The sequence below is a fragment of the Agromyces sp. NPDC127015 genome (assembly GCF_042725165.1).
GTDB classification, from domain to species: domain Bacteria; phylum Actinomycetota; class Actinomycetes; order Actinomycetales; family Microbacteriaceae; genus Agromyces; species Agromyces chromiiresistens.
In genome coordinates this window covers 1,177,155-1,198,492 of the sequence record NZ_JBHXDI010000001.1, presented here as the reverse complement: position 1 = coordinate 1,198,492, position 21,338 = coordinate 1,177,155, and the positions used below count along the sequence as shown (strand labels likewise).

Sequence of the window (21,338 nt, the reverse complement as noted above, 5' to 3'; positions counted from 1 at the left end):
CGTCAGATCGTGTCGAGCGCCTCGCTCACGTCGACGAGCAACGTGCCCTGCAGGGCGTTCCACTCTGCGGTGTCGGGGTCGGGCCAGGTCGAGAACTTCACGATCACCGAGTCGGTCGCGGGGTCGAGCCAGAGGTTCTGCCCGTGGATGCCGATGCCGCTCACGTTGCCGCGATCGTTGCCCATGCACCACCACTGCGCCGTGTACGAGCCGCCGGGGAACGCACTCGTGAAGCCCTCGTACGTCATCGCCTCCCGATCGCCCCCGGCGAGGATGCCTCGGGCCCACGCCTCGGAGACGACCCGGCCGCCGGGCGCGACGCCGCCGTCGAGCACGGCGCGGCCCACCCGGGCGAGGTCGCGCGCCGTGCACGAGACGCCGCCGTTCGCGAAGCCGAAGCCCGACCGGTCGACGGTGATGGTCGCGTCTCGGTCGGCGCCGAGCTTCGACCAGACCAGCTCGGAGACGACGTCGTGGTAGCGGGCGCCGGTGACCCGCTCGACGATCCAGGCGAGCACGTCGGTGTTCGCCGAGCAGTACTGGAACTCCCCCACCGCTCCGCTGCCGCGGAGCGTCGTCAGGAACGCGTACGTGTCGACGGGGTCGCTCGGTCGGCGCACCCGCCAGCCCGCCGAGCGGTCGTGGGTCTGCACCTCTGCCGCCGGGTCGACGTAGTTCTCGTCGTAGTCGATCGCGACCTGCATGTCGAGCACGTGGCGCACGGTCGGCCCGTCGTAGACCGAGCCGGCCAACTCGGGCACGTAGTCGGTGACGCGGCGCGCCGGGTCGATGCGACCCGCGTCGACGAGCGCGCCGACGGTGAGGCCGCAGATCGACTTCGAGACGCTCATCAGCAGGTGCCGCTGGTCGGGCGCGAAGCCGGGCTTGTAGTACTCGGCGACCACCTCGTCGCCGCGCAGCACGAGGAACGCGTCGGTGAACGTGGCCTCGAGCCGGCGTTCGAGGTCGGGCAGCGCGTCGCCGAACGCCTCGAGCCGCACGGTCGCGGCGCCGGCGCGGTCGCTCGGCGGGGTGCGGGAGATCGTCGCCGTCGGCACGAGCTCGCCGAGGTCGCCGAACGCCCAGCGGTTGCCCGGCGCCTCCTGCCAGGTGTCGAGCGTCGGCACCCCGGCCGGCGCGCCCGGGTAGCGCGGCGGGTGCGGGCCGGTCGCGGCGGGGTCGTGCGGATCGATCGGAAGGGTCGCGTCGCTCATGTCCGCCATCATGCCGCGGGCTCGGTCGAGGGGTCGGCGGGGCTCGCGGCCCGCGCGGGCTGCGCGGCCTCCGCCACCTGTGCGGCCCGAGCGGTCGGCACCTCCTCGAACCGACCGAGGCCGGTCTTCGAGAGGCCGAGATAGACGAGCGCGGAGACGATCATGCCCACGGGCACCGACAGGTCGACCCAGCCCATCGCCTCCGAGACCGGCCCCGACCAGACGTCGGTCGAGAGGCAGGCCGCGGTCGCGATGCCGCCCACGACCGCCGACGTCATGCCGGGGATGCTCCAGCCGGCGGTGTACCAGTACCTGCCGCCGCGCTCCTCGTCGAAGAGGTCGGTCGCGTCGTAGCGGTTGCGGCGCAGCACGATGTCGGTCGCGAAGATCGCCATCGCCGGGCCCGAGACGATCACGAGGAACTGCAGCATGAGGTTGACGGCGTCGAGCAGGTTCGTCGACATGACGAGGTAGAGGGTGAGCGCGGTGCCGATGACGCCGATGACGATCGCCGACGGGATGCGGCGGATCGGCACCCCGACCGACTGCAGCGCCATGCTCGAGGTGTACGTCGTCATGCCGTTGAGGGCGATCGTGTTGACGATGACCGCGAGCACGAGCAGCGGGCCGAGCCAGGTCGGAAGCAGCCCGAGGATGGCCGATTCGATGCCCGCCTCGAGCTGGGGACCGGTGAGCCCGGTCACGATGAGCGCGCCGACGACGGTGAAGGAGATGCCGGGCAGTGCACCGCCGAGCGCGGTCGCCGCGATGATGTGCGAGGGTTTCGTCTCGCGCGGCAGGTAGCGGGCGATGTCGGGGCTGTTGATGTACGAGAGCGGCGTCGAGGCGAGGATCGTGAAGCCGATCGTGATGGCCGACCAGAGGGGCACTCCGGTGAGCGCCTCGGGCGCCTGGTAGCCCCAGTCGACGGTCGGCAGTGCGAACGCGGTCACCGCGAGGAAGATCACGAGCAGGCCGATCGAGATCGCGGTGTAGCTCTTGATGATGAGCCCGTGGCCGTAGACCGCGACGAGCACCGTGATCGCCGAGACGACGAGGGTGACGGCGACGGGGCCGAGCACGGGGTCGGCGAAGCCCCACTGCGCGAGCAGGTCGGCACCCATGAACGACGAGGCGAGCCAGTTCAGCGCGAGGAAGACGGCCGAGACGAGCCATCCGGTGAAGGCGATGATGACCTTGTTGCCGATGATGCCGTAGAGGGCGCGGCTGATGACCGAGCCCGACGTGCCCGCCGCGGGACCCGCGATCGCGATGAGGCCCGGGAAGACCCAGAGCAGGTTGGCCGCGACGATGACGGCGACGGCCTGCCAGATCTCGAGGCCGAGCAGGATCATGGTCGCGCCGATCGTGAAGTTCAGGATGCTCACGTTGGGGGCCGCCCAGACCCCGAAGAGGTCACGGGCACGACCGTGCCGCTCGGACGGGCTGACGACCTCGATGCCGCGGGTCTCGGGCTGGGTCGGCGCGTCGACGAAGTCCTGCGACGCTGCGGGAGTCTGGGATGACACGGGGGATCCTCTCGGCGGGGCCTGGGTCGCGTCGTCAGGGCCCTGCCGGTGGCGACGCTGCTATTGGTCGCTTGACCAATGGGCTATTGGTCGCTTATCCAATAACATGATCGACATGATGTCAAGCGCGCCGGCGACCCGCGCCCGCAAGCCGCCGGCGGAGCGTCGCGCGGAGATCGTCGCGACCGCCGCGGCGATCGCGCTCGACGACGGGCTCGAGGGCATCACGCTGCGTGCGGTCGCAGATCGGCTCGGCGTTCGGCCCGGGCTCATCAGCCACTACTTCCCCGTCGCGGAGGACCTCGTCATCGCCGCGTTCGTGCACGCCGTCTCCGACGAGCGCGAGACGCTCGTGCCCGAAGGCGGCGAGCCGCTCGAACGCATGGCCCGTCTCGTCGCCCGGGTCGAGAGCCCCGAGGCCCGCCCGATCTCGCGGCTGTGGCTGAACGCGCGCCATCTCAGCCGTTTCAGCCCCGCACTCGACGAGGCGCTCGAGGAGCAGGAGGCGCTCGACCGCGCCCGGCTCACCGAGCTCGTCGACGCCGGCATCGCCTCCGGGGTGTTCGCGCCCGACGACGCGTTCGCCGCGTGCGTGCGCATCTTCGTCGCGATCGACGGCTTCGGCGCCTACGCGAACAACACCGGCGCGTTCGACTCCGACGCCTACTGGCGCTTCGTCACCGACGCGACCGAATGGGCGCTCGGCCTCGAGCCCGGGCGCCTGCGCGCCGAGGTGGCCGCGCTCGGGAGCTGAGGCATCGGCCGTCGCGACTCGGCCGTCGCTACCCGCCCGGCGCGGCGCCGCCGTCGAGCTCGCGCCGACGGCGCTCGAGCTCGGCGCGCTGCTCGTAGAACTCGATCTCTCGGTCGAGGTCGGCGAGCTGCTCCTCGGTGCTGCGGGTGTCGCGCGGCACCGCCGGCGGTGCGACGTACGGCTCGGGGCTGCGCCCGGCCGGGGTGAAGCCCCCGAGGCCGGCACCGCGGGGCGCGTACTCGCGCCCGAGCACGAACCAGAGGATCGTGCCGATGAGCGGCAGCAGCACCACGAGCAGGATCCAGCCGAACTTCGGCAGGTGCTTCACCTGCGACTCGTCGCGCATGATGAGGTCGACGAGCGCGTAGACCATGCCCGCGACGACGACGACGGAGAAGATCAACGGCATGGCCGCCAGCCTAGGGCGACGAGGCCGGGCGGGTCGAGCACGGCGCGATCACGGCCGGGACCGCCGGTCACGGCGCCTCACGGAGGTGCACGCGCTCGCCCTGGGCGCTCAGCAGGTTGAGGATCTCGGCCGGTTCGAGCGACGCACTCGCGGTGCCGTGCGGCACGCGCGTGTCGAACTCGGCGGCCTCACCCGGCTCGAGCACGAGCTCTTCGTCGCCGAGCGCGAGCCGCACGCGACCACTCAGCACGTACACCCAGTCGTACCCCTCGTGCGCCCGCCGCTCGACGGGCGCCTCGGGCGGGTGCCCGGGCAGCACCATCTTGAACGCGTGCACGTCGGGGTTGCTGCGGGTGAGCGGGATGATCGCCTTGCCGTCGCGGTAGAACGGCTTGGGGTGCACCCTCGGGTCGGCGATCTGCGGTGCGCCGACGAGGTCGTCGAGGCTCGCCCGGTACACCGCGGCGAGGCGGATGAGCAGGTCGAGGGTCGGCCGGCGGCCACCCGACTCGAGCCGCGACAGGGTGCTCGCCGAGATGCCGGTCTCCTCAGCGAGCTCGGCGAGGGTGAACCCGCGGCGGGTGCGAAGCGCTCGCAGTCGTGGTGCGACGCCCTCGAGCATGCGGTCGAGGTGCAGGTGCTCGGCGTCGTCTGACATGGTGTCCCTTTGCTGTTTCGGCAAACTTGCTTGCCATTCCATCATGTGCGGCCGACGATCGGAAGATGCAGCAGACCTCGTGGGACGTCATCATCGTCGGCGGCGGCAGCGCCGGACTCAGCGCCGCGCTCATGCTGGGCCGCTCCCGCCGCCGGGTGCTCGTGCTCGACGAAGGCAGCCCGCGCAACCGCTTCGCCGGTCACATGCACGGCGTGCTGGGTCGCGACCACACCTCGCCGCTCGACCTGCTCGCCGACGGACGCGCCGAACTCGAACGATACGAGGGCGTGACCGTGCGCGGCGGGATCGCCGTCGACGCGCGCGCCCTCGACGACGCAGCGGAGCCCGGCAGTACTGCGGAGCCGAACGGCCGCGGGCCGCGCGTCGCGCTCGAGCTCGCCGACGGCGAGCGCCTGCACGCCCGGCGACTGCTCGTCGCGAGCGGCCTGCGCGACGCGCTGCCGCCCGTGCCCGGTCTCGCCGAGCAGTGGGGCCGCGGCGCGTTCATCTGCCCGTACTGCGACGGGTGGGAGGTGCGCGACCGGCGCATCGCCGTGCTCGCCGCGAGCGCCGCGCAGGTGCACCAGGCCCAGCTCATGCGGCAGCTCTCGGTCGATGTGACGTTCTTCGCGCACGGTGCCGAGCTGACCGCCGAGGCGCGCGCCGGCCTCATCGCACGCGGCATCTCGGTGGAGGATCGCGCGGTCGCGGCCGTCGTCGCCGACGACGGAGGCCGCCTCCGAGGCATCCGGCTCGATGACGGCACGGAACTCGCGACCGACGCGATCTTCGCCGGGCCCGTGCCCGAGCCGAACGACCCCGTGCTCCGGCGCCTCGGCGCCGATCGTGCGCCGCACCCGATGGGCGGCGAGTTCGTCGTGGTCGACGCGATGGGCCGCACGAGCGTGCCGGGCGTCTGGGCCGCGGGCAACGTGACCGATCCCCGTTCCTCGGTGCCGTTCGCGATGGCGGCCGGCAGCATGGCGGGAGCGGCGATCAACGCCGACCTCGTCGAGGAGGAGGTGCGCGCGGCCCTGGCGGCGAGCTGACCGCTCGCGTCCGGCGAGGATGACGCGACGAGACATCCACGGCCGGCGTTCACCTTCGAACGCCTAGGCTGAGGGGATGCTGGTCATCAGCTACAACCTGCGCAAGCACCGCGCCATCTCCGAGCTGGCGGCGCTCGATGGGCGGTACTCCCCCGACGTGCTCTGCCTGCAGGAATGCGACACCACCGACCTCGCCGAGGCCGTCGGCCGGCTCCGGCTCGCGCACTCCACGACGGGCAACCGGCTCGGCCTTGCGATGTACTACCGCGCCGATCGTTTCGAGCCCCGCGACATCCGCGCCTTCGCCCTCAAGAAGTCGTTGCACGACCGCATCCTCCGCCCGGCCCACGAGCGCCTGCTCGGCGCACGCCTCACCGACCGCGAGCACGGGCGCGACATCGTCGTCGCATCGTTCCACGCGGCACCCCTCACCGCGCTCAACTCGCTACGGCGGCACCAGATCAATGCGGCGCTCGGCTCGCTGCAGCTCATGGGCCCGCACCTGCCGACGCTGATGGTGGGCGACTACAACTACCCGGTCTTCAAGGACAACCTGGCCGAGAAGGTGCGCGACGCGGGTTACGAGCTCACGCTGAGCGACAGCCGCACGTACACGCGGTACAAGTACTTCCGCGGGCACTTCGACTTCGCGACGTCGGCCGATTTCGAGATCCGCCGGGTCGAGACGCTGCCGCGCGGGTCGAGCGACCACCTGCCGATCCTCGTCGACGCGCAGTACGTGGGCCTGCTCGCCGACGACGCGGTCGACGTCGTCATCTGATCGTCCGCGGCTCCGCACCCCTGCGAGCGGGCGCCGCGACCGGACGGCCGATCACGCGGCGAGCGCGACCCCCACGCAGGTGAGGCCGAGGAACAGGTCGAGCCCCATGCACCAGAGCGCGAGCGAGCGACCGACGACGACGTTGCGGCGGTAGTGCACGGCGTCCCAGCCGGCGTGGGCGGCGAGCGCGAGGCCGGCGATCGCGAGCCCGGCCCGCGGGTCGAGCGCGAGGGCGACGACCGCGACGCCGAAGTAGGCGAGCATCGCCACCGCCTGCGGAGCGGTCACCCGCGGACGGCGGATGACACCGACGACCGCCAGCACCAGGCCCGCCGCCGCGATCACGAGCCACCTCGGCACGTCGAGCAGCTCGGCGCCGAACACGAGCACGGTGCCGAGCACGACGACGAGCCAGGCGACCCAGCGCACGCCGGTGACGGCCGCAGCGAGGTAGCAGAGCGTCGCGATGCCGAGGGCGGTCATCGGCACGGTCGTGCCGAGCGCCTCTGGATAGCCGCTGAAGAGCAGGCCGACGCCGCTCGCGACGCCGATGACGAGCACGACGACGATGAGCCAGACGGGCTGTCTCGTCGTCGCCTGCTGTGTGCGATCGGCCGTGGCCGCCGTTGATTCGAGCCGGTTCATCGGGATGCCTCCTCGCTGATGCGCATCATCGGATATCTATACCCCCTGTGGGTATATCACATCCGTGTGCGGGCCGCCACCCCTCGAGGGACGCCCGGATCGCAGCCCCCGCACCCCCTCGATGTGGGGCCGCGCTCGACGTTCGCGCTCCCTACACTGGCGCGCATGACCGACTCGACGAGGCCCGAGCTCCCTGCCGAGGCCGCACTGCGCACGGCCTGGCTCGTCGTCGCGATCCTGGTCGGCCCGACCCTCATCGTGGCGGTCCTCGCCGACGGCCTCGGCAGCTTCGGCTCCGAGAACTCGAATCCGTGGGCAGGTCCGCTCACGGTGGCCTGCTGCATCGTGAGCATCGTGTGCGGGCTCGCGGCATTCGCGTTCGAAGCCCCCTGGTGGTCGGCGCTGCTCATCGCGAGCCCGGGCTTCACGTGGCTCGCGACGAGCTTGACGCAGGACATCGTCTGGTCGATCGCCATGGTGCTCAGCCCGCTCGCCGCGCTCGGCGGCGCCGTCAGCGGGTTCATCATCTCAGTGGCGAGGGCGGCCGGCGACGAGGGCTCCGCCGACGAGTGACCGGCCGAGTCGACGGGAGGCTCGAGGCACCCCGCTCACCGGCGAAGATGGAGGGCATGCAGATCATCGTCATCGGCGCGGGCGCCTGGGGGCTTCCGGCCGCGGCCGAGCTCGCCGGGCGCGGCCACCACGTCACCCTCGTCGACCGCTACGGGCCGGGCAACGCCCTCTCCTCTTCGCACGGACCGACCCGCATCTGGCGGCTCGCCGACCCCGACCCGGCGAAGATCGCGATGACCCGGCAGAGCCTCGAGGCGATGGAGCGGCTCTCGTCGATCGCCGGAGAGCCGGTGTTCCTGCGGCGCGGGCTCGTGTGGCGCGACGAGGCGGCCGCCCTCGACGGCTTCGAGTGGGCGCTCGCGATGGAGGGGATCCCGCACCTGCGCCTCGGCGCCGACCGTGTCGGCTCCCGCTTCCCGGGGCTCGTGCCCGACGGGCGCGGCGCGATCTACACCTCCGAGGCGGGCCCCGTGCTCGCCGAGGTCTCGCTGCGCGCGCAACTGCGGCGCTTCGAGCAGGCGGGCGGCGAGCTGCGCATCGCCCACGTCGTCGACGTCGAGGCGGATGCCTCGGGTGACGGCCCCCGCCGCGTGCACCTGGCCGGCGGTGAGGTGCTCGAGGCCGACGCCCTCGTGATCGCGGCCGGCCCCGGGGCATCCGCCCTGCTCGACCGCCTGGGGCTCGCGGTGCCGCTGCGTCCGCACCTCGAGCAGGTCGTGCACGTCGCAGACCCGGCGCAGGCGTTCGACGACCTGCCCGACCTCATCGACATCGCTGCGGGCGAGCGGCCGACGCTCTACGCGATGGCGACGCCGGGGGTCGGCTACAAGCTCGGCCTCGACGCACCGCTGCGCGAGGCCCGGTGGGGCGTCGACGACGACCGCACGCCCGACGATGCCCGCACCGCGACGCTGCTCGACTACGCGCGCACGGCGCTCGGCATGACGGGGGCCGCCGTCGTCGACGCGAAGGTGTGCAGCTGGACCGACTCCCCCGACGGCCGCTTCGTGATCGGCACTCCGCTGCCCGGCGTGACCGTCGCCTGCGGCGACTCGGGCGAGGGCTTCAAGTTCTCGGCACTCATGGGGCTCGTGCTCGCCGACCTCGCCGAGGGTGAGACGCCGCCGGTCGACCTCGCGCCGTTCCGGTTCGACCGCTTCGCCGGCGCCGACCCCGCCGCCGCTGCGGCGGCCGCGGGCGCGCTCGACTCGCCCACCGCCCTCGGCGGCGCGCCCGAGGCATCCGCCGGCTGACCCGGCCGCACCCGCCGCCGCGCGACGGGCTACGCGGACCCGGCGCCCTCGGTCGTCGGCTCGGTCTCGACCGATGTCGGCGCTCGCCCCGGCCGGAGCGCACCGATCGCGGCCGCGACGACGAGGGTCGCCATGAGCACCCAGTTGATCCAGTCGGTGCGGCCCGTGAGGAGGTCGAGGTTCGTGAGCATCAGGTACAGGCCGGCCGCGAGGCCGACCACGCCGAGCACGGGCGCGACGACGACCCGGAACACGCCGTGCCCACGGCGGTCGCGGCTGAAGAACCGCACGACGCTGACCATGCAGAGCAGCTGCAGCGCGACGATGCCGATGATGCCGACGCCGTTCGTCCAGAGCAGCAGGTGCAGGTACGGGTCGCCGCGCAACCCGAGCGTGATCGCGATGAGCACGACCGACGCGATCGTCGTCACGAGGCTCGCGAGCACCGGCGAGTGGAATCGGGCGTGGGTGCGCGCGAGCTTCGCGGGCAGCACGCCGTCGCGGCCGAGCGCGAAGAGGTAGCGGGAGGTCGCGTTGTGGAACGCGATCGTCGCCGCGAGGATGCTCGTGACGATGAGGAGCCCCATCACCGTCGACGCCCACGCGCCGAGGTACGACTCGGCGAGCATGAAGTAGAGGCCCTGGAACGCATCGGACAGCGAGAACTCGGTGAGGCCGTCGATGCCGAGCGCGGCGACGGCGACCCACGCGATGAAGCCGTAGAACAGGGCGAGGAACCCGACCGCGATGTACGTCGCCCTGGGCACCGTGCGCTCGGGGTCGCGCGCCTCCTCGGCATAGATCGCGGTGCCCTCGAAGCCGATGAACGCGCCGAGCGCGAGCACGAACATGCCGCCCGAGGCGAGGTTGAACACGTTGCCCGGCGCGAACGGCTCGACGGTGAAGTTCGCCGTGCCCTCGGTGGCGAGCACGGCGATCGCGAGCACGACGAGGATGAGCACCTCGAGGGTCATGAGCACGGCGAGCACGCGGGCGCCGACGTCGATCTGCCGGTAGCCGAGGAAGGCCACGATCGCGACACCCGCGAGCGCGTAGACCGACCAGTGCACGTCGACGCCGAGCATGCCGTTGAACGTCTCGGCGGCGTAGAAGCCGAGGAACCCGTAGAAGCCCCCGCAGATGAGTGCGTACGACAGCAGCGCGACGAGCGCCGCGGCGCCGCCCGCGCGCCGACCGAGGCCGCGCCCGATGAAGGCGTAGAACGCGCCGGCGTTGCGCACGTGGCGGGCGAAGGCCGTGAACCCGGCGGCGCACAGGATGTACACGATGCCGCTGAACACGTAGGCGCCCGGGGCGCCGATGCCGCCGAGCCGGAACGCGAGCGGGGCCGCGCCGGCCATGACGGCGAGCGGGGCGGCCGCGGCGACCACGAAGAAGAAGATGTCGAAGGTGCCGAGCTTGCCGCGGGCGAGCGTGCCGCCGGCGGCGGTCGTGGGGGTGGTGGACGTGGAGGTCATGGTTGCTCCTGGTCAGCGACGGTGGTGACGGAGGGATTGGGGGAGGTTCGGGCCGGGGCGGCTGCGGCCGCCCCGGCCCGGTGGGTCAGAGCTCCGGCCACCAGGCCGGATCGGTCCAGAGGGCGAGCTCCTGCTCGAGGGCGGCGCCGACGCGGAAGACGGTCGCGTCGTCGTACGTGCGGCCGACGATCTGCACGCCCGTCGGCACGCCGTTCGGCGCGATGCCCGACGGCACGGCGAGCACCGGTACGCGGCCGATCACGTTGAACGGCAGCGTCATGAGCTTCGAGAAGATCGCGGCGCTGTCGGTCGACGGCTCGTCGGCGGCGAACCCGGTCGTGGCGATCGTCGGGCAGACGAGCACGTCGTAGTCCGTCATGAGCTCGGCGAAGGGGCGGTAGAACGCCGTCTCGGCGACGAGTCCGTCGACGTAGGCGCCGCCCTCGGCGGCGGCCGCGGCGAACGCCCGCGTGTACGGCATGAGCTGCTCGGCCCGGGCGGGGTCGCCCTCGAGGATCGACTCGATGAACGGCCCCATGACGGCGCCGAAGTGCGGCCACGCGGTCGCGAGCGTGCGCTCGGGGCCCCACGGCAGCTCGACGACGTCGACGGTCGCGCCCGCAGCCGCGAGCGCGAGCGCGACGGTGCGCGTGTTGAGCTCGACGGCCGGGTCGACGTCGTAGCCGCCGAGGTCGAGGCAGAGGGCGATGCGCACGCCCTCGAGCGAGCCCACGGTCCCCGAGACGGTCGCGATGTCGCGCAGGGATGCCGCGTCGCCGACCCACGGGCCGGAGATGACGTTCTGCAGCATCGCGACGTCGGCGACGCTCCGCCCCATCGGCCCGTCGGCGCAGTACGTGTCGGAGTTGAACGGCGCCATGCCCGGCACCCGAGCGAACGGGGGCTTGAATCCCACGACTCCGCAGAACGACGCCGGGATGCGGATCGACCCGCCGATGTCGGAGCCGGTCGCGAGCAGGGTCGAGCCCGCGGCGAGCACGGCGCCCGACCCGCCCGACGAGCCGCCGGGCGTGAGGTCGGTGTTCCACGGGTTGCGGGTCACGCCCCAGAGCTTCGAGTGGGTGACGGGCGCGCAGCAGTACTCGGGCGTCGTCGTGCGGGCGTGGATGACGGCGCCTGCCGCCTGGATCCGCTCGACGATCGGGTGGGTCTCGGAGGCGACGTGCCCCTGCTCCAGGAGGCATCCGTCTTCGAGGAGCCGGCCCGCGACGGGCTGCTCGTCCTTGAGCATGAGCGGGATGCCCTCGAGCGGGCGCAGGTCGTCGCCCGCGGCGAAGCGCGACTCCGACGTGCGTGCGGCGTCGCGCGCCTCGTCGATCCACTGCTCGGTGACCGCGTTGATCGAGGGTTCGGTCGCCTCGGTGCGGGCGATGACCGACTCGAGCAGGTCGACGGGCGACAGCTCGCGCCGGCGCATCAGCTCGGATGCCTCGGTGGCGGTGAGCCGGAAGAGTTCCATGTGGTGCCTTTCGGGGTGGGGCGGGGGTCGGTCGCGAGCGCGTCGGGCGTGCCGAACGTGTCGAGATCGACCCGTACGTCGTACGCTTCCGTACACTGTACGGACGATACTCTTGCACGCATGGCCTCACGTCAAGCGGCAGTTCCGGCGAAGCCGGGGTCGCGCGCTCGCACGGCACGCCAGACCCTCACCCGCCGCGAGGTCACCGACGCGGCGATCGCCCTCGTCGAACGCGACGGCCTCGACGGCCTGACCATGCGCCGCCTCGCGACCGAGCTCGGCTGCGCGCCGATGAGCCTCTACACGCACGTCAGCAGTCGCGACGACCTCGTCGACGCGATCGTCGAGCAGCTGATCGAGCGCCTCGAGCTGCACGAGCAGCCCGGCGAGACGTGGCAGCAGGCGGTGCGCCGCACGCTCGCGTCGTACCGCGACCTCGCCGTGCAGGTGCCGCACGCGTTCGAGCTGCTCGCGCTCGCCCCGTACGACACCTCCCCCGTCGCACCGCACCTCGCCGGCGTGCTCGCCGGCCTCGAGCATGCGGGCCTGACGGCCGACCAGGCCCGGCAGGTGCTCGGCATCGTCGACGCCTACGCCTCGGGGTTCCTCGTGGTGTGGGCGCGCAGCCATGCGGCCGAGCGCCCGTCCGGAGCAGGGGTCGCCGCCGCCTCGACGGCCGACGTCGCCGGCATGCGCGAACTCGCAACGTTCGACCAGGGCCTCGAAGCACTCATCGCCGGGCTCGACGCGACGCTCGTGTCGGGCGCGAGGGCCACCGACCCTTGACACCGGCCGAAGCGCCCACTAACGTCGCTCGGCGATGGGTACGCTGATCTACTCCTGAGTGGTGAGCCGTGTCGAGCAATGCTCCACGGCTTCCGCATCGATGCCGGCGCTGAGCGCCGCTGATCGACGCGCAATCGACCGCCACTGATCATTCGGCTCGCAGCCGTCGACGCTCGCGCGCACCCCCTTCGGGCGGTGTCCGCCGCCGAACCTCGACCGGCGCTCGCGACCTCGCGAGACGGGCCGGGAAGGAGCTTCCTCCATGTACCCCACCAGCCAACTCTCCCTCCACGCCGTGACCAAGCGCTTCGGCGAGCGCGTCGTGCTCGACCGGGTCGAACTCTCCCTCCGCCCCGGCGAGCGCGTCGGCATCATCGGCGACAACGGCTCGGGCAAGTCGACCCTGCTGCGCCTCATCGGCGGCGCGCTGAGCCCCGACGCCGGCGAGCTCGTCGCGCGCTTCGCCGGAGGCGTCGGCGCGCTCGACCAGGTGCTCGAGCTGGCGTCGGACGCGACCGTGCACGACGCGATCGACGCGTGCTCGACCGAGCTGCGCGGGCTCGAACGCGAGATGCACGCGGCCGAGCAGGGGCTCGCCGACCTCGAGGGTGCCGCGCTCGACGACGCCCTCGCCGAGTACGCGGCCATCACCGAGCGCTTCGAGGCGCGCGACGGCTACGGCGCTCCCGCCCGGCTCGATGCATCGCTCGATGCGCTCGGCGTCGGCGGCCTCGACCGCGACCGCGCGTGGGAGACGCTCTCGGGCGGCGAGCGCTCGCGCGTCGCGCTCGCGGCGACGGTGGCTGCGAACCCCGAGCTGCTGCTGCTCGACGAACCGAGCAACGATCTCGACGACGACGCGTGGCAGTGGCTCGTCGATCGCCTGCGGGTGCACGACGGCACCGTGGTCGTGGTGACGCACGACCGCGCGTTCCTGCAGGCGCTCACGCAGGTGATCTGGGAGGTCGACGCCGCCTCGGTCGCGCGCTACGGCGACGGCTACCCCGGCTACCTCATCGCGAAGGCGAACGAACGCGAACGGCACCGGCTCGCCTACGAGACGTGGAAGGCCGAGCTCGCCCGCAACCGCGAGCTCGTCGCGGCGAACGCGGGGCGGCTCGCCGCGATCCCGCGCAAGCTCGACAAGGCCGGCATGGGCACGGGCGCGTTCCGGCCCCGTGGCCGCGACCACGGGGCGATGGGCCGCATCCGCAACGCGAAGGCGAGGATGTCGCGGCTGCTCGCCGCGCCCGTGATCCCGCCGGCCAAGCCGCTCTCGTTCGCGCCGACGGCCTTCACCGGTTCGGTCGACGCCCAGGTCGAGGGCGCCCCCTTGCTCGTGCTCTCCGGGGTACGGGTGGCCGAGGCATCCGTCGACGACCTCGTGCTCGCGCCCGGGGGCCGGCTGCTGATCACCGGACGCAACGGAGTCGGCAAGACGAGCCTGCTGCGCGTCATCACCGGGGAGCTCCGCGCCGATGCCGGCACGGTGACGGCCACGCCGCGCATCGGGCACCTGCGCCAGCAGAGCGCGATCCGGCCGAGTCGTCGCACCCTGCTCGAGGCGTACGCGGCGGGGATCCGCGAGGACCGCGAGACGGCCGAGGCCCGGCTGATGTCGCTCGGGCTGTTCCATCCGCGGGACCTCGTGGTGCCGGTCGGCGCGCTCTCGTACGGGCAGCGGCGGCGGCTCGAGCTCGCGCTGCTCGTGAGCGAGCCCCACGAGCTGCTGCTGCTCGACGAGCCGACGAACCACCTGTCGCCCGACCTGGTCGAAGACCTCGAAGGCGCGCTCGAACGGTTCACCGGCGCGGTCGTGCTCGTCTCGCACGACCGGCTGCTGCGCGAGCGGTTCGGAGGTCAGCGGCTGCGGCTGGACGGGCCCGAGTAGGCCGCACCGCGACATCGGGGATCGCCACGGTCTCGGTCCGACCGGCGCGGATCCTTCCGATCCTGCGGCGATCTCCGATCGCGCGGAGGCCGCCCGGCGACGCGGGCCACCCCCCCGCCCCGGGTGGGGGGGGGGGGGGCGGGCGCCCCCCGGGCCCCCCCGGGGGCGCCCCCACGTCGATGAGCGGGTTGCCGAGGTGGGCGAGCACGTCGTCCTTGAACGCCCGCACGGCGCGGTCGTCGCGCTCGACGACGGGGTACTCGACGGGGGTCACGTCGGATGCGTCGGTGGTGAGCTCGCGCCCCTCGGCGATCCACAGGTCGCGACCGCCGTCGAGCAGGCGCACGTCCTCGTGGCCGAAGAGCGTGAACACCCAGAGCGCGTACGCCGCCCACCAGTTGTTCTTGTCGCCGTAGACGACGACGGTCGTGTCGCGGGCGATGCCCTTCGAGCCGAGGAGCGCGGCGAACTGCTCGGCATCGACGTAGTCGCGGACGACCGGGTCGTTGAGGTCGGTGTGCCAGTCGATCTTCACCGCACCGGGGATGTGGCCGGTCTCGTAGAGCAGCACGTCCTCGTCGGACTCGACGACGACGAGGCCGGGTTCGCCCAGGTGTTCGGCGAGCCAGGCGGTGGAGACGAGACGCTCGGGATGGGCGTACTCGGCGAACTTCGCGGCGGAGTCGAACTCGGCGGACATGGGGGCCTCCTGTGGTCGCCCGGTCGGGCGGGGTGATCGGGGGAGCGGACTAGGCTGATGACCTGTCCACCCTCCGAATCTACGCGGCCCGCGGGGCGCAGTCACAGCACCCGTCATCCGGTGCAACACGGGAGCTCTCCAGCATGACCACGGCCTCCAGCCAGGCGCCCATCCACCTCGTCGACCGCAATCCGTCGATCTCGGGGACAGAGATCGCGGCCGAGCTCGTGCCACCGCCGCAGTTCGAGCACGCCTCGTTCGAGTCCTACCGGCCCGACCCCGACTTCCCCTCGCAGCAGGCGGCGCTCGACCGGCTGAACCAGTTCGCCGGCGCGTGGCGAGCCGCCCAGCGTCCCGGCGGGTTCTTCTCGCGCAAGCGGCCCGCGCGCATCGAGCTGCCCGGCGTCTACCTCGACGGCGGCTTCGGCGTCGGCAAGACCCACCTGCTGGCCTCGCTCTGGCACGTGGCGCACGGTCCGAAGTACTTCGGCACCTTCATCGAGTACACGGCCCTCGTCGGGGCACTCGGCTACGCGCAGGCGGTCGAACTGCTGCGCGGAGCCAAGCTCATCTGCATCGACGAGTTCGAACTCGACGATCCCGGCGACACGATGCTGATGACGCGGTTCCTCGGTGAGCTCATGGCCGGCGGCACGCGAGTCGCCGCGACGAGCAACACCCCGCCGAATGCGCTCGGCGAAGGGCGCTTCGCGGCGGCCGACTTCCTCCGCGAGATCCACGCGCTCTCGTCGAACTTCGAGACGCTCCGCATCGACGGACTCGACTATCGCCGGCGCGACACCGAAGGGCATGCGGTCGTCGCGGGCGACGACGCCGCCGTGCGGCGCACGGCCGGCGCGCTGGCCGAGCGCGGCCATCGTGTCTCGCTCGACGGGTTCGACGAGCTCATCGCCCACCTCGCGACCGTGCACCCGTCGAAGTACGTGCGACTCGTCGAGGGGCTCGACACGATCGCGCTCACCGGCGCCCACGAACTCCACGACCAGAACGCGGCGCTGCGCCTCGTCGCCTTCATCGATCGCGTCTACGACGCCGAGGTGCCGGTCGTCGCGAGCGGCGTCGCCCTCGACGAGGTGTTCGACGCCGAGATGATGGCCGGCGGCTACCGCAAGAAGTACCTCCGGTCGATGAGCCGCATGATCGCGCTGACGTCGGGCGAGCTGCCGCCGCACGACTGATCGGGGCACTCCCGCAGCCGATTCACCGTGCCGTCGAGGCATCCCGAAATCTGCTGTTCACACGAGACGCCCGACCGTAACGACCCCGAAACACAACGACGAATCGATCGAAACGCCCACTCGTGACACTTGCGGCACAGGTTCCCCCCACGACCTGCATCCGAGAGAGGTTCGAGAGATGGATCAAGGCAACACCGCGTTCCTGTTGATCTCGGCGGCACTCGTGCTGCTGATGACCCCTGGGCTCGCGTTCTTCTACGGCGGCCTCGTCAAGGCGAAGAGCGTCATCAGCATGATGATGATGAGCTTCGGCGCGATGGGCCTCATCGGCGTCCTCTGGGTGCTCTACGGCTACGCGATCGCCTTCCCCGGCTCGGAGGGCCTCGTGCCGCCGTGGTCGATCGACTGGTCGGCGATCGGGCTCGAGAGCCTCCTCGAGACGCCCGAGGGCGCGGCGTACCCCCCGCTCGCGTTCGTGGCGTTCCAGGCGACTTTCGCGATCCTCACCGTCGCGCTCATCTCCGGCGCCATCGCCGACCGTGCCAAGTTCGGCGGCTGGATGGTGTTCGCCGGGATCTGGGCGACGATCGTCTACTTCCCGGTCGCGAGCTGGGTGTTCAACTTCGGCCTCGCCGAGGACGGCAGCTTCGCCTACGGCGGCTGGATCACGTACGGCCTGCAGGAGGCGTTCGGCGTCGGCGCGATCGACTTCGCGGGCGGCACGGCGGTGCACATCAACGCCGGCGCTGCGGCGCTCGCCCTCGCGCTCGTGCTCGGCAAGCGGGTCGGGTTCTCGAAGGGCGCGCACGTCCCGCACAACCCGCCGTTCGTGCTCCTCGGCGCTGGCCTGCTCTGGTTCGGATGGTTCGGCTTCAACGCCGGCTCGGAGCTCGCAGCCGACGGCACCGCGGCGCTCGCGTTCGTGAACACGATCGCCGCGCCCGCCGCGGCGCTCCTCGCCTGGCTGCTCGTCGAGAAGATCAAGGACGGCAAGCCGACGTCCGTCGGCGCCGCCTCGGGCGCCGTCGCCGGTCTCGTGGCGATCACGCCCGCCTGCGCCTCGCTGACGCCGATCTGGGCGATCGTGCTCGGCCTGATCGCCGGTGCCGTCTGCGCCCTCGCGATCGACCTCAAGTTCAAGTTCGGCTTCGACGACTCGCTCGACGTGGTGGGCATCCACCTCGTCGGCGGCCTGATCGGCACGCTGTACCTCGGCATCTTCGCGAACGGGACCGGTCTCATCTACAGCGGCAACTTCACGCAGCTCGCCGTGCAGGCCATCGCGGCCGTCTCGGTGCTCGTGTACTCCTTCGCACTGACCTTCGGCATCGGCACGCTCATCCAGAAGACGATGGGCTTCCGGGTGAAGAACGAGGACGAGATCGCCGGCATCGACACCGTCGTGCACGGCGAGGACGCCTACAAGCTCGAGACCGTCTGACGCGAGTCATCGAGCCTCGGCCGGCCGACGGCGGTGGGGTAGTGTGCCCGGTGTGACTGACACCGGCCGCCTCCTCACCGCCGTCGGCCGTTTCCTGCGGGCGCTCGGTTCGGGCGGTTCGAAGACATCGGCCGCGCCACGGACGACGACCGGGCGGGATGCCTCGCCGGCGCGGCTCGCCGATGGCGAGCCCTCCCCGGGGCAGACGGGATCCGATGCGACCGTCGAGGTCGATCCGCGGCGCCTCCGGGGAGTCCGGCTCGGTTACGCGCCGAGTCGCGACGGCGATCCCGATCCCGGTGAGGTCGTCTGGACGTGGGTGCCCTACGAGGAGCGCGACGGCCGGGGCAAGGACCGTCCGGTCGTGATCGTGGCGGCGTCGGGGGCGGGGGACTTCCTCGCCGTGCAACTCACGAGCAAGCCGCACGACGGCGACCGCGACTACGTCTCGCTCGGCGAGGGCGCCTGGGACGCCGAGGGGCGGCCGAGTTGGGCGAAGACCGATCGCGTCTTCAGGGTGCGCACCGGCGGCATGCGGCGCGAGGCCGCCTCGCTCGACGCCGAGCGCTACACGCGGGTGGCCGATGCGCTCAATCGCCGCTACGGCTGGAGCTGATCGCCGACCTCGAAACGATGAACGTCCGTATCCCACCCGGTTTGGTCGAATCTCCGCAGCGGCAGCACGACGGGCCGCATGGCGGCTGGGGACCTGTTTCGAACGGATGCAACGAGGAGCCGGAATGTCGCAGGCTTTTGAGAAGACGGTTGGTGTGATCGGCGGGCTGGCGCTCGTCGGCCTGAACATCGCCGTCGTCGCGTTCTACGTTCTCTGGCAGATCGCGGACACTGCTGCGATCAATCACATGGAGTCCGCGTCCGGCTGGGACGCGTCGCGAATGCTGCCGAACGCCAACCTGCTCTGGCTGGCAGCCAACGCCTCGGTGTTCATGGTGTCGGTCGTGGACGCATTGGCGATCTTCATCGTGGCGATCCTCGTGAAGGCGAATCGCAGGGCTCAGGCCATGGCGGCAGATCATGCGGGCCGAACGCATTCGGTGCGTTGACTTCCGGCAGACACGTGCAGCCACGTGCCATCGGCGCGGAACGCGGTGTCTCGCTGTCGGCGTGCGGCGTGCTCGAGGGGTTCCGAATCGGATGCGGCCGTGAAATGCGGAAACCCCCGGGCTACCGGGGGCTTCTCGTTGTGGGCGATGCCGGGCTCGAACCGACGACCTCTTCCGTGTGAACGAAGATCAGCTATGCAGCGCCGTGTAGCGCGATGTAGCGTCGTGTAGTGAAATAGCTGGTCAACATGGGATTCTTACCTCGCCTCCCGCAGAACTCTGCGGGACGCGAAATCGACAACCTGCCCCCCAAATGCCCCCCGCTCGGCCGTGCGCGAGCGCTCGGGGAGTACGAGGATGTCGTCGACGTCGGAGCGGACAGCCTGTGCGAGGTGCGCGTAGATCTCGGTCACCTTCGTCGACGAGTGCCCGAGCAGTTCGCCGACGCGCGACAAGCTCGCCCCGCCCTGCAGGAGCCACGACGCGTACGTGTGGCGGAAGTCGTGCAGGGTGAAGCCGAGGGTGTCGAGCTTCGACCTCCGCAGCGCTGGCTCGAGCGTGCGGCGGTAGAAGTTGCGATCGTCGAGCGGGCCGCCGTCGCGGTTCTGGAAGAGCAGCACCGAACGGCAGGTGCCGCCGACCCGGTGAGGCTTCCCGCATGACCTCTGCGGCAGCGCGTCGATGTCAGCGTGCCGGAACGTCCAGTCCATCGTTGGGACGTGCCGCCCCTTGCCGTTCTTCGTGAACGGCTTGATTTCGACGCCGTTCCAGACATCGATGAAGTGCGCGAGGTTCGACTCACCGTTGAAGCGATTGAGGTGGAGGCCGGCCATCTCGCCGAACCTCGGCCCGGTGCTGACGAGGAAGTCGAGGATCGCCTGCTCCTCCTCAGTCGGCACCTTGTCGACGAGCTCGGCGTACTGGTCGCGGTCGAGGTAGACATGGTCAGGCGGCGGGATCGATGGCAGCTTGATCCGCACGGCAGGGTTCACGTCGATCTTCTCGGCATCCATCGCGGCCGTCATCGAAGAGACGAAGACGTTCAGCACTCGTCGCACACTCGAGGTGGCGAGGTACTTCGGCTTCGACGCCGTCCCGATGTTCTTCCGCGTGAGCCCGGTTGCCCACGCCTGGACGTCGAACCGCGTGATTTCGATGAGCGGCTTGTCGCGCCAGTACTCGATGACGTGGTTCTTGACCATGCTCGCCTCGTTCGAGGTCGTCGTGCGCTCGATCGAGCGAGCCTCCGACCACTCGGCATACCAGTCGCCCCACGGCATCATGCCGCGGCGGGGGTCGCGCCACCCCGGCTTGCGCGTGTCGGCCTCGAGCGCAGCAGCTTCACGCTTGGCTTTCGCCTCGGTGGAGAACACGCCTGCCGAGCGGCGGCTGCCGTCCGGTAGGCGATAGAGCCCCGCCCACATGCCGTTCGCCTTCTGCTGCGCCCAGGCCATCGCGCTACCTCACAATCTGGATCGGTTGAGTGTGTGCCTCCGAGGCGGCCGTGATGATCGCCTCGGGGGTGATGCGTCGGGTGGGGGAGATGTGGTTCATGTAGATGTCGAGGATCGACTTGGTGACACCGAGGAGGGCGGCGTGCATCCGCCATCCGCCCCGGTCGGCGGGTGGGATGTGGTCGACGCGGTCGACGAGGTGTGCGTAGCGGTCGGCGTCGATGAGGCGGCCCGCCGCGACGCGCCGGCACTCGATGAAGAGTGCGGCGCGCCCGTCGATCGAATCGAGCACGTCACGCTCGAGCATGACGATCGCGACTGCGAGGGTGCAGCGCTCGCGGATGGAGCCCATTCCGGCGAGCACTGTGAGCACGCGGGTTTCAGGGTTCCACTCGAACCCTTCCATCTCGTCGACGTCGTGCGACCAGTGGAGCGTGAGCCCGAGCTCGAATGCGTGGGTGTAGGGGTTGTAGGACACGGAGGTTCAACTTTCGGTGCTGCGGATAGGAGACGCGGGTAATCACTCGCTCTGCCGGTGGGGTTCGGGTTCGGCAGGTGCGACATGGGGGGAGCGTCTTCCGCAGGGCCGGGGTGCTTAGGAGCTGCTGTGCCTCCTCTGCTCGGCGTCCGCGATGATCGCTCGGCGGTGCAGCTCTTCCACGAGCTGCAGGTCTGTAGCGTCCCGAAGACTGGACGTCATGTGGCTCGCATCGAGCTCACTCTCGTTGAGGTAGCCGGTGGCGACGAGTCCCAGAATTGGGTCACTTCCGTACGCTCTCGCGATCGCGATGACTCCATCTGCAGGCGGCCCCTCTGTCATCCAACGGCTCACAGTCGAGTTCGCTCCCGGGCGGCCGATCGCCGCAGCGATGGCCCGGCCAGAAGCACCGTTGGTCGTGTTTCGTAGCCACTCTTCGTACGAATTCATGGCCCCATCATATGTCCCAGTCTCGGAACATGTTGGGAGAAACTCTACCCAA

21 protein-coding genes are annotated in these 21,338 nt (G+C 71.1%); 11 read left to right on the top strand and 10 right to left on the bottom strand.

From position 1 onward, the window contains the following. Positions 1-2: 2 nt before the first annotated feature. Both ACFWGP_RS05745 and ACFWGP_RS05740 read right to left on the bottom strand, forming a co-directional pair. The gene (locus ACFWGP_RS05745) at positions 3-1,214 is read right to left on the bottom strand and encodes a serine hydrolase (RefSeq protein WP_275506407.1); all 1,212 of its coding nucleotides are present in this window, start codon (positions 1,212-1,214) and stop codon (positions 3-5) included. 8 nt (positions 1,215-1,222) lie between these two features. Beyond that, complete coding sequence (locus ACFWGP_RS05740; protein ID WP_376930338.1) at positions 1,223-2,743, bottom strand: purine-cytosine permease family protein; 1,521 nt, start codon at positions 2,741-2,743, stop codon at positions 1,223-1,225. A gap of 115 nt (positions 2,744-2,858) precedes the next feature. Between ACFWGP_RS05740 and ACFWGP_RS05735 the strand changes: the two genes are divergently transcribed. Further along, the gene (locus ACFWGP_RS05735) at positions 2,859-3,497 is read left to right on the top strand and encodes a TetR/AcrR family transcriptional regulator (protein WP_231431877.1); all 639 of its coding nucleotides are present in this window, start codon (positions 2,859-2,861) and stop codon (positions 3,495-3,497) included. A gap of 28 nt (positions 3,498-3,525) precedes the next feature. On the opposite strand, the gene ACFWGP_RS05730 is transcribed toward ACFWGP_RS05735, so the two are convergent. Continuing rightward, positions 3,526-3,906 (bottom strand): PLDc N-terminal domain-containing protein, encoded by a 381-nt coding sequence (locus ACFWGP_RS05730; RefSeq protein WP_275506404.1) that lies wholly within the window; start codon positions 3,904-3,906, stop codon positions 3,526-3,528. Positions 3,907-3,973: 67 nt separating this feature from the next. Continuing rightward, the gene (locus ACFWGP_RS05725) at positions 3,974-4,564 is read right to left on the bottom strand and encodes a helix-turn-helix domain-containing protein (protein ID WP_275506403.1); all 591 of its coding nucleotides are present in this window, start codon (positions 4,562-4,564) and stop codon (positions 3,974-3,976) included. 65 nt (positions 4,565-4,629) lie between these two features. Between ACFWGP_RS05725 and ACFWGP_RS05720 the strand changes: the two genes are divergently transcribed. Continuing rightward, the gene (locus ACFWGP_RS05720) at positions 4,630-5,613 is read left to right on the top strand and encodes an NAD(P)/FAD-dependent oxidoreductase (protein ID WP_376930337.1); all 984 of its coding nucleotides are present in this window, start codon (positions 4,630-4,632) and stop codon (positions 5,611-5,613) included. A gap of 76 nt (positions 5,614-5,689) precedes the next feature. Next, entirely contained in the window at positions 5,690-6,394 is a 705-nt protein-coding gene (locus tag ACFWGP_RS05715) for an endonuclease/exonuclease/phosphatase family protein (protein ID WP_376930336.1), read from the top strand. A gap of 51 nt (positions 6,395-6,445) precedes the next feature. Here ACFWGP_RS05715 and ACFWGP_RS05710 read toward each other — a convergent pair whose 3' ends face one another. Further along, positions 6,446-7,039 carry a hypothetical protein gene (locus ACFWGP_RS05710; RefSeq protein WP_376930335.1) on the bottom strand — a complete coding sequence of 198 codons (594 nt, stop codon included), beginning with the start codon at positions 7,037-7,039 and terminating at the stop codon, positions 6,446-6,448. Positions 7,040-7,204: 165 nt separating this feature from the next. Here ACFWGP_RS05710 and ACFWGP_RS05705 point away from each other — a divergent pair, with 165 nt between their 5' ends. After that, positions 7,205-7,612 (top strand): hypothetical protein, encoded by a 408-nt coding sequence (locus ACFWGP_RS05705; protein WP_376930334.1) that lies wholly within the window; start codon positions 7,205-7,207, stop codon positions 7,610-7,612. Positions 7,613-7,668: 56 nt separating this feature from the next. Next, a complete protein-coding gene (locus tag ACFWGP_RS05700; RefSeq protein WP_231431884.1) occupies positions 7,669-8,865 on the top strand; it encodes an FAD-dependent oxidoreductase in 1,197 nt (398 codons plus the stop codon). Positions 8,866-8,894: 29 nt separating this feature from the next. Here the strand turns inward: ACFWGP_RS05700 and ACFWGP_RS05695 are convergent, their stop codons facing one another. Together ACFWGP_RS05695 and ACFWGP_RS05690 are read right to left on the bottom strand one after the other, a co-directional pair. Beyond that, positions 8,895-10,343 (bottom strand): APC family permease, encoded by a 1,449-nt coding sequence (locus ACFWGP_RS05695; protein WP_275506398.1) that lies wholly within the window; start codon positions 10,341-10,343, stop codon positions 8,895-8,897. Between the two features lie 85 nt (positions 10,344-10,428). Continuing rightward, positions 10,429-11,823, bottom strand: coding sequence for an amidase (locus tag ACFWGP_RS05690; protein ID WP_376930333.1), 1,395 nt, complete (start codon positions 11,821-11,823; stop codon positions 10,429-10,431). Positions 11,824-11,943: 120 nt separating this feature from the next. Between ACFWGP_RS05690 and ACFWGP_RS05685 the strand changes: the two genes are divergently transcribed. Beyond that, positions 11,944-12,609 carry a TetR/AcrR family transcriptional regulator gene (locus ACFWGP_RS05685; protein WP_376930332.1) on the top strand — a complete coding sequence of 222 codons (666 nt, stop codon included), beginning with the start codon at positions 11,944-11,946 and terminating at the stop codon, positions 12,607-12,609. Between the two features lie 262 nt (positions 12,610-12,871). Next, a complete protein-coding gene (locus ACFWGP_RS05680; protein WP_231431887.1) occupies positions 12,872-14,500 on the top strand; it encodes an ABC-F family ATP-binding cassette domain-containing protein in 1,629 nt (542 codons plus the stop codon). On the opposite strand, the gene ACFWGP_RS05675 is transcribed toward ACFWGP_RS05680, so the two are convergent. Beyond that, on the bottom strand, positions 14,412-15,200 hold the full coding sequence (locus ACFWGP_RS05675; RefSeq protein ID WP_376930331.1) for a sulfurtransferase: 789 nt from the start codon (positions 15,198-15,200) through the stop codon (positions 14,412-14,414). The two genes, ACFWGP_RS05680 and ACFWGP_RS05675, sit on opposite strands and share 89 nt — an antisense overlap. Positions 15,201-15,343: 143 nt before the next feature. Between ACFWGP_RS05675 and zapE the strand changes: the two genes are divergently transcribed. The 4 genes from zapE to ACFWGP_RS05655 all read left to right on the top strand — a co-directional run bounded on the left by zapE (position 15,344) and on the right by ACFWGP_RS05655 (position 18,904). Then, the gene (zapE, locus tag ACFWGP_RS05670; RefSeq protein ID WP_231430859.1) at positions 15,344-16,399 is read left to right on the top strand and encodes a cell division protein ZapE; all 1,056 of its coding nucleotides are present in this window, start codon (positions 15,344-15,346) and stop codon (positions 16,397-16,399) included. Positions 16,400-16,577: 178 nt separating this feature from the next. After that, a complete protein-coding gene (locus tag ACFWGP_RS05665; RefSeq protein WP_231430860.1) occupies positions 16,578-17,840 on the top strand; it encodes an ammonium transporter in 1,263 nt (420 codons plus the stop codon). Positions 17,841-17,892: 52 nt separating this feature from the next. After that, positions 17,893-18,456 carry a type II toxin-antitoxin system PemK/MazF family toxin gene (locus tag ACFWGP_RS05660; protein WP_376930330.1) on the top strand — a complete coding sequence of 188 codons (564 nt, stop codon included), beginning with the start codon at positions 17,893-17,895 and terminating at the stop codon, positions 18,454-18,456. A gap of 124 nt (positions 18,457-18,580) precedes the next feature. After that, complete coding sequence (locus ACFWGP_RS05655; protein ID WP_376930329.1) at positions 18,581-18,904, top strand: hypothetical protein; 324 nt, start codon at positions 18,581-18,583, stop codon at positions 18,902-18,904. 257 nt (positions 18,905-19,161) lie between these two features. Here the strand turns inward: ACFWGP_RS05655 and ACFWGP_RS05650 are convergent, their stop codons facing one another. Together ACFWGP_RS05650 and ACFWGP_RS05645 are read right to left on the bottom strand one after the other, a co-directional pair. Further along, on the bottom strand, positions 19,162-20,358 hold the full coding sequence (locus ACFWGP_RS05650; RefSeq protein WP_376930328.1) for a tyrosine-type recombinase/integrase: 1,197 nt from the start codon (positions 20,356-20,358) through the stop codon (positions 19,162-19,164). Between the two features lie 4 nt (positions 20,359-20,362). Then, the gene (locus ACFWGP_RS05645; protein ID WP_376930327.1) at positions 20,363-20,836 is read right to left on the bottom strand and encodes a hypothetical protein; all 474 of its coding nucleotides are present in this window, start codon (positions 20,834-20,836) and stop codon (positions 20,363-20,365) included. Positions 20,837-21,338 lie beyond the last annotated feature (502 nt).